The 15,814-nt window shown below is 68.6% G+C and carries 17 protein-coding genes (1 of these 17 running past the window's edge); 2 read left to right on the top strand and 15 right to left on the bottom strand.

Annotated features, from left to right (window positions below; all coding sequences use genetic code 11):
* From mnmA to KF889_15320, 11 genes are all read right to left on the bottom strand, one after another.
* Positions 1 to 747 carry the 5' portion of a tRNA 2-thiouridine(34) synthase MnmA gene (mnmA, locus tag KF889_15370; GenBank protein MBX3500828.1) on the bottom strand. Its footprint begins 399 nt before the window's first position, so 747 of the gene's 1,146 nt are visible here — the first part of the coding sequence; the start codon lies at positions 745 to 747; its stop codon lies beyond the left edge, outside the window.
* Between the two features lie 37 nt (positions 748 to 784).
* On the bottom strand, positions 785 to 1,276 hold the full coding sequence (locus tag KF889_15365) for a glycine zipper 2TM domain-containing protein (GenBank protein ID MBX3500827.1): 492 nt from the start codon (positions 1,274 to 1,276) through the stop codon (positions 785 to 787).
* A gap of 62 nt (positions 1,277 to 1,338) precedes the next feature.
* On the bottom strand, positions 1,339 to 1,533 hold the full coding sequence (gene iscX / locus KF889_15360; protein MBX3500826.1) for a Fe-S cluster assembly protein IscX: 195 nt from the start codon (positions 1,531 to 1,533) through the stop codon (positions 1,339 to 1,341).
* A gap of 20 nt (positions 1,534 to 1,553) precedes the next feature.
* Positions 1,554 to 1,889 carry a ferredoxin family 2Fe-2S iron-sulfur cluster binding protein gene (locus KF889_15355; GenBank protein MBX3500825.1) on the bottom strand — a complete coding sequence of 112 codons (336 nt, stop codon included), beginning with the start codon at positions 1,887 to 1,889 and terminating at the stop codon, positions 1,554 to 1,556.
* Complete coding sequence (gene hscA / locus KF889_15350; GenBank protein ID MBX3500824.1) at positions 1,889 to 3,736, bottom strand: Fe-S protein assembly chaperone HscA; 1,848 nt, start codon at positions 3,734 to 3,736, stop codon at positions 1,889 to 1,891. Before hscA ends, KF889_15355 begins: the two co-directional genes overlap by 1 nt.
* Positions 3,733 to 4,368, bottom strand: coding sequence for a Fe-S protein assembly co-chaperone HscB (gene hscB, locus KF889_15345; protein ID MBX3500823.1), 636 nt, complete (start codon positions 4,366 to 4,368; stop codon positions 3,733 to 3,735). The genes hscA and hscB overlap by 4 nt, the downstream gene beginning before the upstream one ends.
* A gap of 72 nt (positions 4,369 to 4,440) precedes the next feature.
* Positions 4,441 to 4,761, bottom strand: coding sequence for an iron-sulfur cluster assembly accessory protein (locus tag KF889_15340; GenBank protein ID MBX3500822.1), 321 nt, complete (start codon positions 4,759 to 4,761; stop codon positions 4,441 to 4,443).
* A 98-nt stretch (positions 4,762 to 4,859) separates the two neighbouring features.
* Positions 4,860 to 5,288, bottom strand: a complete 429-nt coding sequence (iscU, locus tag KF889_15335) for a Fe-S cluster assembly scaffold IscU (GenBank protein MBX3500821.1) — start codon at positions 5,286 to 5,288, stop codon at positions 4,860 to 4,862.
* Positions 5,289 to 5,337: 49 nt separating this feature from the next.
* Positions 5,338 to 6,576 carry an IscS subfamily cysteine desulfurase gene (locus KF889_15330; protein ID MBX3500820.1) on the bottom strand — a complete coding sequence of 413 codons (1,239 nt, stop codon included), beginning with the start codon at positions 6,574 to 6,576 and terminating at the stop codon, positions 5,338 to 5,340.
* Between the two features lie 21 nt (positions 6,577 to 6,597).
* The gene (locus KF889_15325) at positions 6,598 to 7,722 is read right to left on the bottom strand and encodes a cysteine desulfurase (GenBank protein MBX3500819.1); all 1,125 of its coding nucleotides are present in this window, start codon (positions 7,720 to 7,722) and stop codon (positions 6,598 to 6,600) included.
* Positions 7,723 to 7,733: 11 nt separating this feature from the next.
* Positions 7,734 to 8,237, bottom strand: coding sequence for an Rrf2 family transcriptional regulator (locus tag KF889_15320; GenBank protein ID MBX3500818.1), 504 nt, complete (start codon positions 8,235 to 8,237; stop codon positions 7,734 to 7,736).
* A gap of 324 nt (positions 8,238 to 8,561) precedes the next feature.
* Here KF889_15320 and KF889_15315 point away from each other — a divergent pair, with 324 nt between their 5' ends.
* Complete coding sequence (locus tag KF889_15315) at positions 8,562 to 9,218, top strand: alpha/beta hydrolase (protein MBX3500817.1); 657 nt, start codon at positions 8,562 to 8,564, stop codon at positions 9,216 to 9,218.
* 166 nt (positions 9,219 to 9,384) lie between these two features.
* Here the strand turns inward: KF889_15315 and KF889_15310 are convergent, their stop codons facing one another.
* From KF889_15310 to KF889_15300, 3 genes are all read right to left on the bottom strand, one after another.
* On the bottom strand, positions 9,385 to 9,672 hold the full coding sequence (locus KF889_15310) for a helix-turn-helix domain-containing protein (GenBank protein ID MBX3500816.1): 288 nt from the start codon (positions 9,670 to 9,672) through the stop codon (positions 9,385 to 9,387).
* 67 nt (positions 9,673 to 9,739) lie between these two features.
* Complete coding sequence (locus tag KF889_15305; GenBank protein MBX3500815.1) at positions 9,740 to 9,916, bottom strand: BrnT family toxin; 177 nt, start codon at positions 9,914 to 9,916, stop codon at positions 9,740 to 9,742.
* A gap of 54 nt (positions 9,917 to 9,970) precedes the next feature.
* Positions 9,971 to 11,053 carry an anhydro-N-acetylmuramic acid kinase gene (locus KF889_15300; GenBank protein MBX3500814.1) on the bottom strand — a complete coding sequence of 361 codons (1,083 nt, stop codon included), beginning with the start codon at positions 11,051 to 11,053 and terminating at the stop codon, positions 9,971 to 9,973.
* An 80-nt stretch (positions 11,054 to 11,133) separates the two neighbouring features.
* Here KF889_15300 and KF889_15295 point away from each other — a divergent pair, with 80 nt between their 5' ends.
* Positions 11,134 to 12,387 carry a tyrosine--tRNA ligase gene (locus KF889_15295; protein ID MBX3500813.1) on the top strand — a complete coding sequence of 418 codons (1,254 nt, stop codon included), beginning with the start codon at positions 11,134 to 11,136 and terminating at the stop codon, positions 12,385 to 12,387.
* A 185-nt stretch (positions 12,388 to 12,572) separates the two neighbouring features.
* Here KF889_15295 and KF889_15290 read toward each other — a convergent pair whose 3' ends face one another.
* Entirely contained in the window at positions 12,573 to 15,746 is a 3,174-nt protein-coding gene (locus KF889_15290) for a hypothetical protein (GenBank protein MBX3500812.1), read from the bottom strand.
* Between the last annotated feature and the right edge of the window lie 68 nt (positions 15,747 to 15,814).

Raw genomic sequence — 15,814 nt, 5'->3', positions numbered from 1 at the left:
GAAGCGGATGATGCCGTCGTGGCGACCCAGCACCCTGCCCGACTGGTCGACGATCTCGCCCGGCTCCACCGCCTCGGGCCTGAGCTTCGCCACCACGCCGGCGTAATCGCCGTCGGGCACGAAGCAGATGTCCTGGCTGTCGGGCTTGTCGGCCACGGCCAGGCCGAAGCGCTCGGCCAGCGCGCGGGTCTCGGGCTTGCGCATGCCGCCCAGCGGGAAGCGCAGCAGGTCGAGCTGGGCGCGCGTCGTGGCGTAGAGGAAATAGCTCTGGTCCTTGGCCGCATCGACGGCGCGGCGCAGCTGCGGCCCGCCGGCGCCCAGCGTGCGGCGCACGTAGTGGCCGGTGGCCAGCGCGTCGGCGTCGAGGTCGCGTGCCAGCGACAGCAGGTCGCGGAACTTCACCGTGCGGTTGCATGCCACGCAGGGGATCGGCGTCTCGCCGCGCGCATAGGCATCGGCGAAGCGCTCGATGACGTCGCTGCGGAAGCGGCTCTCGTAGTCCAGCACGTAGTGCGGCGCGCCGATACGCTCGGCCACCATGGCGGCGTCGTAGATGTCCTGGCCGGCGCAGCAGGCGCCCTTGCGGCGGGCGATCTCGCCCTGGTCGTAGAGCTGCAGGGTGACGCCGACCACGTCGTAGCCCTGCTCCTTGAGCAGCGCCGCGGTGACCGATGAGTCGACGCCGCCGGACATCGCGACCACCACACGGGTGCGCGCCGGCGGCTTGTCGATGCCGAGCGAGTTCATGGCGCCGATATACGCCTCGGGCGGCGCCGGGCAAGCCCTACTGCTGGCGGTAGGCCGCCGCCCCCTCGCGGGTCAGGCGCAGCTTGCCGCCGCCCTCGAGCATCATCACCCGCTCGCCGACCTGCAGGCGGCCCTCGTTGGTCTGCACGACGTTGATGACGCTGCCGTCGTCGCGCCGCACGTAGAACCGGGTGGCTGTGCCCGAGGTCATGCCGCGCTCGATGGCGTCGCCGGCGAAGGCGCCGCCCACGGCGCCGAGCACGGCGGTGATGATCGAGCCGCGGCCGCTGCCGATCGCCGAGCCGGCGACGCCGCCGACGACGCCACCGCCCAGCCGGCCGATGCCGGTGGCGTGACCGTCGACCGGCACGTCCTCCATGCCGACGATCTGGCCGACCTCGACGGTGCCGGCGCGCTGCAGCTCGCCGCGCGAGTAGGAGGCACTCTGCTGCGGCCCGCATGCCGCCACGGCGCCCGCCAGACCGAGCGCCAATCCCAGGCGGACCGCGCCGCCGACGTAGATGAGCATCAAGTTCCCCGACTTCCGCCCCGTCGATCTGTATGACTTCTTTGCGACATTATTCAGGCGCGTCAGCCGCGCTCGTCGATCCAGGCCATCTGGATGGCCTCGAGGATCTTCTCGCTCGACTTGTTGGGATCGTCCCCGAAGTTCGGCAATTCCATCACCCATTTGCGCAGGTCGGTGAATCGCAGGTTGACGTTGTCAACATCGGGGTGCGCCTCCTCGAGCTCGATGGCGATGTCGCGGGTGTCGGTCCAGCGCAGCTTGGGCATGCAACCCTCCCCTACTTGTCGACCATCATGTTGCGCGTCGCCGCCGGCAGCCTGACGGTAAGGCCGTCGAGCTCCTCGGTCATCTTGATCTGGCAGCCCAGGCGCGAGGTGTGGGTGAGCCCGAAGGCGAGGTCGAGCATGTCCTCCTCGTCCTCGCTGGCCTCGTCGAGCTTCTTGTACCATTCGCCATCGACGATCACGTGGCAGGTCGAGCAGGCCAGCGAGCCCTCGCAGGCGCCCTCGAGGTCGATGTGGTTGCGGTGCGCGATCTCCAGCACGGACAGGCCCAGCGGCGCGTCGACCTCCTTGCGATTGCCGTTCTTCTCGATGAACACCATCCTGGGCATCACTTTCCCATCCTGCTTTCCAGCTTGTCGACCGAGACGCCCGACAGCGCACTGCGAATCCCGCGATCCATCCGCCGTTCGGCGAATCCCTTGGACAACTCCTCCAGCGCCTGCGCCGCGGCGTTGATCGCTTCACGATCCTCGCCCGCCACCTCGGCCAGCACACGCGCCCGCGCCCGGTCGAGCGCGGCGCGCTCCTCGGCGTCGAGCAGATCGCCATCGACGGCGAGCGCCGAGTCCAGCGCCTGCGCCAGGCGCTGGGCCTCGACGCGCGCCTCCTGCAGCAGCCGGCGCGCCATGTCGTCCTCGGCGTGCTCCAGGCTGTCGTAGATCATGTCGGCCAGCTCGTCCTCGTCGAGGCCGTAGGTCGGCTTGACCTCGACGCGCTGCGCCACCCCGGTGGTCCTCTCCTCGGCCGACACGGTCAGCAGACCGTCGGCATCGACGCTGAACGTCACGCGGATGCGCGCGGCGCCGGCGGTCATCGGCGGGATGCCGCGCAGCTCGAAGCGCGCCAGGCTGCGGCAGTCGGGCGCCAGCTCGCGCTCGCCCTGCACGACATGGATCGCCATCGCCGACTGGCCGTCCTGGTAGGTGGTGAATTCCTGCGCCACCGAGACCGGGATCGGCGTGTTGCGCGGGATCACCTTCTCGACGATGCCACCCATGGTCTCTATGCCCAGCGACAGCGGCGTGACGTCGAGCAGCAGGGTGTCAGAACCCGAGGTCAGCGCCTCGGCCTGCAGCGCCGCGCCGACCGCGACCACCTCGTCGGGATTGATGTCGCTGAGCGGCTGCCGACCGAAGACCCGCTCGACGGCGCGGCGCACGGCGGGCACGCGCGTCGAGCCGCCGACCAGCACGACGCCCTGCACTTCTTCGTTGCCGACGCCGGCGTCCGACAGCACGCGCACGCAGATGTCGGTCGTGCGCCTGATCAGCGGCGCGATGGCGGCTTCGAGATCCTGGCGCGACACCGTCTGCGACAGCACCGCGACGCTGTCCTCGGTCGTGAGCCTTTCCTTGGCCTCGCGCGCCGCCAGCAGCACGCGGCGCACCGCGCTGGGGCTGTCGAGATCGGCCTTCAGCCGCTCGGCCAGCGCGCGATCGAAGTCGTCGCCGCCGAGCGCCGCGTCGCCGCCGGTCGCCAGCACCTGGAAGACACCCTTCTCCAGCCGCAGCAGTGACAGGTCAAAGGTGCCGCCGCCGAGGTCGTAGATCGCGTAGAGACCCTCGACGCCCTTGTCGAGGCCGTAGGCCAGCGCTGCCGCCGTGGGCTCGTTGACCAAGCGCAGCACCTCGAGGCCGGCCACGCGTGCGGCATCGCGAGTCGCGGTGCGCGCCGCATCGTCGAAATAGGCCGGCACGGTGATCACGGCTCGCTCGACCGCCTGGCCCAGCGCAACCTCGGCGCGCGTCCTGAGCGCGCGCAGGATGTCGGCGGAGATCTCGACCGGCGAACGAGCACGCTCACCGACGCGCAGCTTCACCATGCCGCCCTCGGCCGTCGAGGGATCGATGACGTATGGCAGCTTGCCCGCGATGCCCGAGAGGTCGCCCGCGCCGCGGCCCATCAGGCGCTTGATCGAGGAGACCACCGCATCGGGATTGTCGGCGAAGCGCGACTGCGCCTCCCGGCCGACGACGACCTGATCGCTCTCGCCGTAGAAGACCACCGACGGCACCAGGCCATCGCCATGCTCGTCGCGCAGCACCTCGGCCACCGACTCGCGCGCGATCGCCACGACGCAGTTCGTGGTGCCCAGATCGATGCCCACGGCAAGGCCCCGCTCGCCGGCATGCGGCAGCGGCGTCTGGCCCGGCTCATGGATGTCCAACAGGGTCATGGACCCGCGCTTCCCATGTTCAATCGGCGTGCGCGCGCCTCTTCGACGAATTTGTCGAGATAGGCAAGGCGCAAGATTGCGTGCCTGATGCCGGCATGATCGGCTTGCGCGAAGAGATCGGACAACGCGTCGATCTCTGCCGCCCGTTCATCACGCGACTTCCGTTCCAGTGCCTGCACCGCGGAGACCGAATCGGCTTCGCTGAGAGCCTCGCGCCCTTCCATGGCTTCCATCAGCAGCGCCGGATCGTCGATCGTTCGGCCGTCGCCCGGCAGATCGACACCCATCTGTCCGGCGAGATAGCGCGCGCGGCGGATCGGATGCTTCAGCGTCTCGTAGGCCTCGTTCAGCGCCGCGGCCTGCTGCTGCGAGATCGCGCGTTCACGCGGCTGCCTGCGCGCGAAGCGATCGGGATGCAATTGCCGCTGCAGCGCGAAATACGCGCGGTCCAGCACCGCGGGATCGACGCCATAGCCGCACTGCAGCCCGAGCCGTGCGAAGTGGTCCATCTGGCCCGGCGGCTGCACCGCCTGGCAGGCGCCGCAGAACGGCGCGCCAGCCTCGACCGGCCCGCCGCACGACCAGCACGCCGGCGACTGCGTCACCGCTATGGATGCGTGTTCTGCCGACATGGTCTCTCGCGCGGATTCCTTATGCCCCCTCGCCCCGCTTGCGGGGAGAGGGAGATATGAGGCCCCTGCGAATCAGATGTGGAAGGACTCGCCGCAGCCGCAGCGGCCCTTCTCGTTCGGATTGCGGAAGACGAAGCCGGTCTTCAGCTTCTCCTCGACGTAATCCATCTCGGTGCCGATCAGGAACAGCGTCGCCTTCGGGTCGACCAGGATGGTGATGCCCTGGGTCTCGACCGCCTCGTCCTTCGGCCCGCGCTCGTCGGCATATTCCAGCGTGTAGGACAGGCCGGAGCAGCCCTTGGTGCGCACGCCGATGCGCACGCCGGCGGTGGGCTTGCCGCGCTGCTCGATCAGCGCCTTGACGCGCTCGACCGCGGCGTCCGTCAGCTTCATCAGCTGCGGGCGCGGACGGCGCGGCCTGACGGCGGCGGGCGGCGCGGCAGGCGGCGCAGGCGGGGGCGTGTGCGTCCCGGCGTCCATCTTGAATGCTCCTACTCCGCCGCCTTGGGCTGCCCAACGTCCGGCAGTTCATCCAGCTTCTTCGCCGTCTTGGCGCGATAGTCGGCGATCGCCGCCTTGATCGCGTCCTCGGCGAGCACCGAGCAGTGGATCTTCACCGGCGGCAACGCCAGGTGCTGGGCGATCTGGGTATTCTTGATCGTCTCGGCCTCGTCGATCGTCTTGCCCTTGACCCACTCGGTGACGAGCGAGCTGGAGGCGATCGCCGAGCCGCAGCCGAAGGTCTTGAACTTGGCGTCCTCGATGACGCCGTCGAGACCGACCCTGATCTGCAGCTTCATCACGTCGCCGCAGGCCGGGGCACCGACCAGACCGGTGCCCACGTCCTCGGCGTTCTTGTCGAGCGAGCCCACGTTGCGCGGGTTCTCGTAGTGGTCGACGACCTTGTCGCTGTACGCCATGTCAAGCTCCTTCGCGTTCTATGTCGGTGTAGCGGGCACGACGGTCAAGTCAATGCGCCGCCCACTCGATCGATTTCAGGTCGACACCTTCCTGGTGCATCTCCCACAGCGGGCTCATTTCCCGCAGTTTCGTCACATGCCGGGCGATGTCGTCGACCGCCCGGTCGATCTCCTGCTCGGTGGTGAAGCGGCCGAAGCCGATGCGCAGCGAGGTGTGCGCCAGCTCCTCGTCGACGCCCAGCGCGCGCAGCACGTAGCTCGGCTCCAGCGAGGCCGAGGTGCAGGCCGAACCCGACGACACCGACAGCGACTTGATGCCCATGATCAGCGACTCGCCCTCGACGAAGGCGAAGCTGATGTTGAGGTTGCCCGGGATCCGCTGCTCGAGATCGCCGTTGACGTAGATCTCCGGCAGGCGCTCCTGCATCTTGGTCAGGAAGCGGTCGCGCAGGCCGCGCAGCTTCTCGGCTTCGCTGTCCATCTCCTTCATGGCGATGGCGCAGGCCTCGCCCAGCCCGACGCAGAGCGGCGTCGGCAGGGTGCCCGACCGGAAGCCGCGCTCCTGGCCGCCGCCGTTGATCAGCGCCACCAGACGCACGCGCGGGCGGCGGCGCACGTAGAGCGCGCCGATGCCCTTGGGGCCGTAGATCTTGTGGCCCGAGATCGACATCAGATCGATGTTCATCTCCTCGACGTCGAGCTTGATCTTGCCCACGGCCTGGGCGCAGTCGGTGTGGAAGAAGGCGCCCTTATCGCGGCAGATCCTGCCGATCTCCTTGAGCGGCTGGATCACGCCGATCTCGTTGTTCACCGCCATCACCGAGACCAGCACGGTCCTGTCGGTCACCGCGGCGCGCAGCTTGTCGAGATCGACCAGGCCGCTCTTCTCGACCGGCAGATAGGTGACCTCGAAACCCTCCTGCTCAAGATGGCGGCAGGTATCGAGCACGCATTTGTGCTCGGTCACCAGGGTGACGATGTGGTTGCGCCGGTCCTTGTAGAACTGCGCCACGCCCTTGATGGCGAGGTTGTTCGACTCGGTGGCGCCCGAGGTGAAGACGATCTCCTTCTCGTCGGCGCCGATGATCCTGGCGACCTGCGCGCGCGCCGTTTCGACCGCCTCCTCGGCCTCCCAGCCATAGGAATGGCTGCGCGAGGCCGGATTGCCGAACTTGGTGGTGAAGTACGGCATCATGGCGTCGAGCACGCGCGGATCCATCGGCGTCGTCGCCTGGTAGTCCAGGTAGATCGGCTGATCGTTGCGCTTCCACTGGGTGCTGACGGTCATCGCATCCGACTCCTCGAGATCCTAGGCCGCCGTCCGCTCCCTCTCCGCGCGAGCGGGGAGAGGAGGAGCGAGCCGGCGATATACGTCCATCCATGCCGCGATCATCCGCGTCGCGTCCGCTTCGGTGGAATTCCAGCCGAAGCTGATGCGCAGGGCCGACCCGGCATCCTTCTCGTCGACGCCCATGGCATGCAGCACGGGCGAGAACTTCACCTTGCCCGACGAGCACGCCGAGCCGGCGCTGATCGCGATGCCCGCGAGGTCCAGCGCCATGATCTGGGTCTGCGCCGGCACGCCGGTCATCGCCACGTTCAGGGTATTGGGCAGCCTGGGCGCATCTGCCCCCAGTACCCGCGCGCCGTCCAGCGACGCCTGTACCCGATCACGTAGCCTCGCGAGGCGGCCGAATGCATTGAGGTCGCTCAAAGCGATCGCCGCCGCCGCACCGAATCCGGCCACGCCGGCGACGTTCTCGGTGCCGCCGCGCCGGCCCCGCTCCTGGCCGCCACCGGTCTGCACCGCACTCAGCGGCGCACCCTCGCGCAGCACCAGCGCCCCGACGCCCTGCGGGCCGCCCAGCTTGTGCGCCGAGAGGCTGAGGTAGTCGACACCCAGCGCCGGCATGTCGATGGCGATCTTGCCGGCCGCCTGCACTGCGTCGCACGCCACCAGCGCGCCGTGCCGGCGCGCGATCCTCGCGACCTCGGCTACCGGCTGGATCACGCCGGTCTCGTTGTTCGCGAGCATCACCGCGACAAGCGTGGGCTTGGTCGAAGCCGACAGCATGCGCTCCAGCGCATCGAGATCGACCACGCCATTGCCGTGCACCGGGATGCGCTCGGCCCGCTCGGCCGGCGCGAGCACGCTGTCATGCTCGATGGCGGAGACCAGCACGCGCGCGCGGCCGAAACCGCGCAGCGCCAGGTTGTTGGCCTCGGTGCCGCCCGAGGTGAAGATCACGTCGGCCGCCCTGGCCCCGACCAGGGCCGCGACCTGCTGGCGCGCACGATCGACGCGACCGCGCGCGGCGCGGCCGAAACCATGCACCGAAGACGCATTGCCGACGACGCGCATGGCCTCGACCATCGCCTCGATGGCCTGCGGGCGCATCGGCGTTGTGGCGTTGTGATCGAGGTACACGGCCATCGGACGACGTCCTATTCCGCGGCCACCGCGGTGGCGGCACTGGCGCGCGGCGGCAGCGCCACATCGCCGGGCACCGGCGCCGCGAAGGGTCGCGCCGTGCCCAGCACGCGGCGCTCGACCACGTCCTGCAGGGTCACGGAGCTCAGGAACAGATGGATCTGGTTGCCCAACTCGGCCCACAGATCGTGGGTCAGGCAGCGCGAATGATCGCTGTGGCAGCCGATCGATGAATTGCTCTTGCAGCGCGTCGCGGTGATCGGCTCGTCGACCGACAGGATGATGTCGGCGACCCGCGTGCCCGATGCGCCGCGGGCCAGCAGATAACCGCCGCCGGGGCCGCGCACGCTTTTGACCAGCCCGCCACGCCTCAGCCGTGCGAACAGCTGCTCAAGATACGACAGCGAGATCTCCTGCCGCTCGGCGATGTCCGCCAGCGACACAGGCCTGCTCTCTCCATGACGGGCCAGATCGACCAGCGCCATCACGGCGTAGCGTCCTTTGGTGCTGAGCTTCACGCCCTGCCTCCCTCGTTCGCGTCCGGCCCTCGATCGTCCGACCGGGCCCGCCTTGGCGCCGTCCGCATGCCTGCCCGATCCCCACTACCGCGTCGATCGCATTGAAATCGCTCTTGAAAGCGCGGCCAGCGACACGGATAGTGGCATTTCGATGATCGGGTTCATCTCCGAAAAGCCGACTGTTGCAGTCGGATATAGGAAAGCCGACTATACCGGTCAAGTTTAGAATCGTGTCGGTTCAATGGGGTTGGCCTACCAATCCCACACCGAACTTAGGGTCTTGGACGGCTGGGGCCGCGAGGAAACAGGCGAGGCGACGCACGGATGCCTGATGTCATCTTCACGGGGCCCGAGGGGCGTCTGGAAGGCCGCTACCACCAGAGCAAGGAGCCCAACGCGCCTATCGCGTTGATGCTGCATCCGCACCCGCAGGCCGGCGGGACGATGAACAACAAGGTGGTGTTCACCCTGTTCCACGTCTTCGTCACCCGCGGCTTCTCGGTGATGCGCTTCAATTTCCGCGGCGTCGGCCGCTCCCAGGGCACCTTCGACAACGGCCAGGGCGAGCTCAGCGACGCGGCCGCGGCGCTCGACTGGCTGCAGGGCATGAACCCCGACGCCGGCGCCTGCTGGGTGGCGGGCTTCTCCTTCGGTGCTTGGATCGGCATGCAGTTGCTGATGCGCCGGCCCGAGATCGACGGCTTCGTCTCGGTGGCGCCGCCGGCCAACAGCTACGATTTCGGCTTCCTGGCGCCCTGCCCGTCCTCGGGCCTGATCGTGCACGGCGACAAGGACGAGGTGGTGCCGGCGGCCGACATCCAGAAGCTGGTCGCCAAGCTGTCGCTGCAGAAGGGCATCACCGTCGAATCGCGCACGGTGAAGGGCGCCAACCACTTCTTCCACGACTGCCTCGACAAGCTGGCGGTCGAGGTCGACAAGTACGTCGCCAAGTCGATGAAGCCGGCGCCTGCGAAGGCGTAGGCGCACCCCGGTCGGGCCGACCAGTCTGTCATCCCGAGCAAAGCGAGGGATCCAGGCTCTGTCACTAGATTCCTCGCTACGCTCGGAATGACAGAGTGCTCGTCGGCGAAGAATTGGCCGTCAAGCCTGCCGCTTTGTCTCCACTGCCGGATATCTGCGAATTGCCTCAAGCCGCTCCGGCATTCAGGGCGCGTTCGACTCCTTCAGGATCGCCGGCGATGACCTTGAGGTAGGCGCGGGCTGGCTGATCCGGTTCCGTGCGGCCCTGTTCCCAATCGCGCAGGGTACCCAGCGGGATGCGGTAGCGACGCGCGAATTCCTCCTGTGTCAGCCCCAGCGCCCGCCGGATCACCCGCACCTGGGGGGTCCGCTTCATCGTCGCCATCCGCTCCGGCGTCAGGGGCTGCGCGTCGGGGGCGGCGAGCGCCGCCGCATGAATTTCGTCGTCCGTCATCGGGCGCAATTCGCCGATCGGCAACGGCCGTTCGGTGCCGTCATCCAGCACCTGGACCACCGTGCCGTCAGGCCGAATTCTCGCGATAGTATTTGTCTTGCTCATGTCTCGTTGCCCTTCGGGCCGAAATGATTCGGATGCGTTTGCCGCGCTCCGTGGATGTCACGGCCAATATCGGACCGCCGATCGTGCCGAGCAGGTTGGATCGTTCCTCGCCGTAGGGGCCGCCTTGCCCTCGTCCCACTCGAATTCCACCGCCACAATATACGGATTACCAGTAGTTGGTTCAATAGTATCCTCAATCAGCTGGGCCCTCTGCCGGGTGCAACACGCCGCCAATGATTGGCTGGCTCGCCCCCGTGGTCGACGGATAGGAATTGGGCATTCCCCTGAGGTGGCGCACGGCGAGGAAGCCGAAGGCTTGCGCCTCCAGCGCCTCGACATTCCAGCCATAGGCGGTCCCGGTTGTCACACGACCGGGCACGAGCCGGCCTAGCCACGTCAGGATCGTTTCGTTACGAGACCCGCCCCCACAGAGAATCCAGGTACGGGGAGGCGTCGGGAAATGCGCCTCGGCCAGGGATAATCCCAAGCATGTACAGTATGTTATCGTTGATACTCCATCTTCTACATTAATATTGGGCAGAAGATCGAACATAAAATCATTTCTATCCAGGGATTTAGGTGGAGATATTAAGAAATATGACGAACTCAGGAAGTCCCTCACCACCTCCAGTTGGACCTCGCCCCGTGCCGCAAGTTCGCCGTCCAAGTCGAACATCTGGTTGGTCCTTCGACGGACCCAGTCGTCGATCGGCGCGTTGCCGGGGCCGGTGTCGAAGGCCACCAGCCGGCCGTCCTCGCCGATCCAGGTGACGTTGGCGACGCCGCCGATATTGACCACCGCCACAGGCAGATCGAGGTCGCGCGTCAGCGCCTGATGGAAGACCGGAACCAGGGGGGCGCCCTGCCCGCCGGCGGCAACGTCTGCGCTGCGCAGGTCGGCGACCACCGGCCGGCCCAGGGCCCGGGCCAATGCCCGGCCGTCGCCGATCTGCCAGGTGAAGCCCTGCTGCGGCTTGTGGGTGATGGTCTGGCCATGAAAGCCCACGACATCGATCGACGCCAGCTCGACACCTTCCTCCCGCGCGAAACGGCGGACGGCCTCGATATGGGCCGTCGTGATCGCCGCCTCGGCGGCGTCCGTGGCCGGGTCGCGGCTCGTGGCGCCGAACACCGCCCGGACCTTCTCGCGGGTCGCCTCGGCATGCGGGTAGGTCGCGGCCGGGCCGAAGCCGTGGATGCGCTCGCCGTCGGTGTCGATCACCGCGACGTCGACGCCGTCGAGCGACGTGCCGCTCATCAGGCCCAGCGCCCGCACCTGCCCTGCCCTCGCGTTGTTGAAACCGGGCACCTGTGATACAGCGCCCGCCGCCGGCGTCCAACCGAAGACCCAGGAAGATGAGCGCGTTCAAGTCCGACTTCATGCGCACCGTGCACGAGCGCGGCATGGTGCACCAATGCAGCGACGCGGCGCGTCTCGACGCGCTGCTCCAGTCGGGCGTGCGCACGGCCTATATCGGCTTCGACTGCACCGCCGATTCGCTGCACATCGGCTCGCTGCTGCAGATCATGATGCTGCGCTGGTGGCAGAAGTGCGGGCACAAGCCGCTGGTGCTGATGGGCGGCGGCACGACCAAGATCGGCGATCCTTCGGGCCGCGACGAGACGCGCCAGCTGCTGACCGACGAGCTGATAACCGCCAACATGGCCGGCATCCGGCGCATCTTCGACAAGTACCTCGCGTTCGGCGACGGTCCGACCGACGCGACGATGGTCAACAACGCCGACTGGCTCGACGAGCTGCGCTACATCCCGCTGCTGCGCGATGTCGGCCGCCACTTCTCGGTCAACCGCATGCTGACCATGGACTCGGTGCGGCTGCGGCTGGAGCGCGACCAGCCGCTGACCTTCCTCGAGTTCAACTACATGATCCTGCAGTCCTACGACTTCGTGGAGCTCAGCAAGCGCCACAAGTGCATCCTGCAGATGGGCGGCTCGGACCAGTGGGGCAACATCGTCATGGGCGCCGATCTCGGCCGTCGCATGGAGAGCGCGGAGCTGTTCGCGCTGACCACGCCGCTGATCGCCACCTCGTCGGGCGCCAAGATGGGCAAGACCGCCGCCGGCGCCGTGTGGCTGAACGCCGAGCGCGTCTCGCCCTACGATTTTTGGCAGTACTGGCGCAACGTCGAGGACGCCGATGTCGGCCGCTTCATGCGCAATTTCACCGAGCTGCCGCTCGACGAGATCGTGCGTCTGGAGGCGCTGCAGGGCGCCGAGCTGAACGAGGCCAAGAAGATCCTTGCCACCGAGGTCACCAGGCTCTGCCACGGCGCGGCGGCGGCGAACGAGGCGGCCGAGACGGCGCGGCGCACCTTCGAGGAAGGCGCGCTGGCCGAGTCGCTGCCGACCGTCGACCTGCCGCGCGCGCGGCTGGAGAGCGGCCTGCCAGCCTTCGAGCTGTTCGCCGATGCCAGGCTGGCCGAGAGCCGCAGCGAGGCGCGCCGCCTGATCAAGGGCGGCGGCGCGCGCGTCAACGACAAGCCGGTGGCGTCGGACACCGCGACCGTGTCGCTGGCCGACGCCGACGGCGAGGGCCGCATCAAGCTCTCCGCCGGCCGCAAGCGCCACGTGCTGGTGCGGGCGGTCTAGCGCTCGACTGTGATGCCGGCGGGACGCCGGCGCTCCCAGAAAAGACCCTCTCTGGTACCCGAAGGGCGGATGAGCGGCTTCACGGAGTTTCAACAGCACCAGACATTGTCGTAGCGCGAGGAAGCCCCTCATCCGCCTCGCTGGCGCTCGGCACCTTCTCCCCGCCTTCGCGGGGAGAAGGTTGATCACTGCGATGTCGAGCGCTGCTGCTCGTTGCGCTCGATGAGGTCGATGGGCGGCGTGGCGTCGTTCGAGGTCGTGCCGCAGCCCTGCAGCATCAGGTTGCGCAGCGGGCCGATGGGCAGCACGGAGAGCGGGTTGACGCTGGCGGCGGGGTCGTCGATCGGGCCGCGGATCAGGTAGTTCAGCGCGAACAGCCCGCCGCCGCGGCCACCGGTCAGCAGGTCGCCGATCAGCGGGATGTTCGAGATGATGCTGTTGAGCGCGTACGCCGGCACGATGCCGCCGGCGAGGCAGATCTCGTCGGTGTCGAGCTGGATCGTGCCCTGCATGGTGACGCCGACATTGCTGCCGGCGGTGCGGCCGTTGCGCAGGCGCAGGCGGTCGCCTTCCTTCTCGACATCGACCGTCAGCGCCTCGAAGACCTGCCGGTCGCCGCCGACGCGCGAGAGCTGATCGACCACGCTGTTGAGGTTGGCGACGCCGCGCGCCGGATTGGCCGGCACCTTCATCAGTCGATAGGTCTTCATCTCGACTCGGCCGCGCGCCGGCGGGTCGGGTTTCGTATCGTCGGTGGTGGCGCTGACGTGCAGCTGGCCGCCGACCAGCCCGTCGAGCCAGCCGGCGCTGCGCAGCACCGCGCCGAAATCCGGCGCCGTGAACTCGATCGACCGGCCATTGGCCGAAGGCGCCACGCGCAATTGCGCTGCGTGGGCGCCGTCGGGCGTGGTCTGCAGATTGGCCGAGAGCAGCCGGTCGCCGCGCAGCGCGAGGCTTCCCTTGACGCGAGGCAATGCGCCACGCTTGAGCAGCACGGCGCCGACATCGAGGCCGATCGAGACCAGCGGGCCCTGCGGCGAGGCCGGCTTCGGCACGCCGCGCGCGTTGGGGTCGGCGTCGGGCAGGATGCGCTTGAGCTCGATGGCCGCGCCGGCGAGATCGACGGCATAGCCGCCCTCGACGCGGCGCACCGTGCCGGCGACGTTGGTGGCGCCCAGCACCAGCTTGCCGAGCGTCACGCGCTCGATGCGCCCGTCTGTCGGCCGCGACTCGAGCTTGCCGGCGACCTGCAGATCGGCGGCGGCGAGATCGAACTCCACCAGCGGCGGGATCGGACCGCCGGCGAAGCGTGCGCTGAGCGTGGCGCGGCCCTCGACGCCGGCCGCCTTGGTCCACGAGGCCTCCTTGATCGCCAGCGTTGCCTCGCGCAGGTCGAGGCGCGCGCGCAGCTCGGAGGGACCGGCCACGGGCGTCTGGTACGACAGGTCGAAGCCGGTCGCGCCGCCGGCGAACGGCGCCAGATCGGGCAGGCCGGCCTTGTGCAGCGTCGCCAGCGGCAGCGTGCCCTTGGCCTCGTAGCGCCGGCGGAAGGCGGGCTTGGCGCCGAACTGCTCGATCCAGGCCAGGTCGACGACGCGGCCGTCGGCCTTGCCCCGGCCGGCGACCTTGAGCTGCTGCATGTCCAGCTGCAGCGCGCCGGCGAAATCCGTGAGGTTCAGCGTGCCGACCGCGTTGGTGAGCGAGAAGCGCTCGAACTTCGCGTTGGCGCCGTAGACGATGTCGTCGACCGAGAGCGCGTCGAGCAGCGCGAACTTCAACGACAGGCTGACCGCGACGTCGCCGCCCAGACGCTTGGGATTGAAGAGCAGGTCCTTGGGCAACGCCAGTTTGGGCTGGGCCAGGAAGTCCATGGTGTCCTGCGCCGAGGCGCGCAGCTCGATCAGCATGTCGGTGCGGTGGTCTTCGCCCTCCAGTCCGGTGATGTCGATTCGCGACTTGTCGAGCTTGATGGCGCCCGCCTGCCCGCCGTCGATGTGGAAGCGGAAGGTCGAGCCGTCGAACTCGGCCGTCCCTGTTACGCCCGTCACCGGCGGCAGGGGCGACAGATAGCTCACCGTCAGATCGCTGTAGCGCAGCTCGGCGATGGTCCGGGCGACCCGCAGCTCGTCGGGATTCTCGAAATCGCCCGACGCCGACACGGTGAGCCTGGCGCTGTCGAGGCGGCCGCCGCTGATGTTGGCCAGCGCCCAGCGCCTCCCGCCGGCAGCCATCTGGGGCAACCAGAACTCGGGCAGGCGATCGATCGGCACGCTCTCCAGCCTGGCCTCGCCGTCGAACTTGAAGCTGCGCTCCTCGACGCGCATCACGCCCTGCATGCCGAGCTCGGCGCCGCCCAGGCCGAAGCGGAAATCCTCCAGCCGCACGGCGCTGTCGTTGGTGTCGAAGGACATGCGCAGGGTCGCCCAGTCGACCTTGCGCGGCTCGGGCAGCACGCCGGGCACGCCGATCAACCCGCTGCCGCCCTCGAAATCGAGCGCCACCCGCCGCACCTTGCCGGCGCCCGAGGCGAACAGCCGGATCTGGCCGGTCATCGGCAGGTCGATCTGCGCCAGCGGCGCCAACTGCGGCGCGGCGGTGGCGAAGGCCGACAGCCTCAGATCACGCGCGCGCAGCGTGACCTCCATGACCTCGCGCTTGCGGCCGTAGAAGGCGATCAGCTCCATCTCGGCGACGTGACCCTTCGACTCCACGGTCAGCGAGCCCTTGATGCGCAGGCCGTCGTAGTCGCGATGCAGCGTGGCGCGGCCGGCCGGCGCGTCCCAGACGAAGCCGGTGGTCTGGTCGTCGACGCGCAGCTTGGCCGATTCGATGCGCACCTCGGTCAGGCGGCCGAGCGGATGGTCGGTGTTGGGCTCGCGCAGCAGCTGCTCGACGATGATCGGCAGCATGCGCGCCGAGGGCGCCGCCTCGGGCGGCGGCAGCATCAGGTCGATCAGCCCGTCCTTGCGGATCACGGCGTTGAGCGCCACCCGGTCGATGACGATCTCGGTCGGCGCCAGCGCGCCGCCGACCAGGGCGCTGAAGCTGACATTGATGGAGACCTCGGGGACCGAGCCGACCACCGTGCCGTTGGTGTCCTTGGCCTCGATGCCGCGCAGGGTGAGCCGCAGCGGCTGCTCCCAGCCTTTCCAGTCGACGCGCACGTGCTGGGCGTCGAGGCGGACCGGGCCCTCCGGCGTGTCGAAGGAGCGGCTGACATAGCCGCGCAGGAAGTCGAGATCGACCGGCCCCTCGGTCAGGCGCCAGACCAGCAGCAGGCCAAGCGCGCTGAAGCCCACCACGCACGCCGCGAGGATGTGCGCGATGCTCTGGACGACACGCCTCAGCCTCCTGGTCAAGACACCTCAACTCCTTCGGCTTGACGCTCAGCCCGGGCGGCGGTCAGGTTCTCGTCCTGTTTCGCAGC

This window comes from Alphaproteobacteria bacterium, assembly GCA_019635875.1.
GTDB lineage: Bacteria > Pseudomonadota > Alphaproteobacteria > Reyranellales > Reyranellaceae > JAFAZJ01.
The sequence above is the reverse complement of the archived record's forward strand: the minus strand, read 5'-3'. Positions and strand labels throughout refer to the sequence as shown.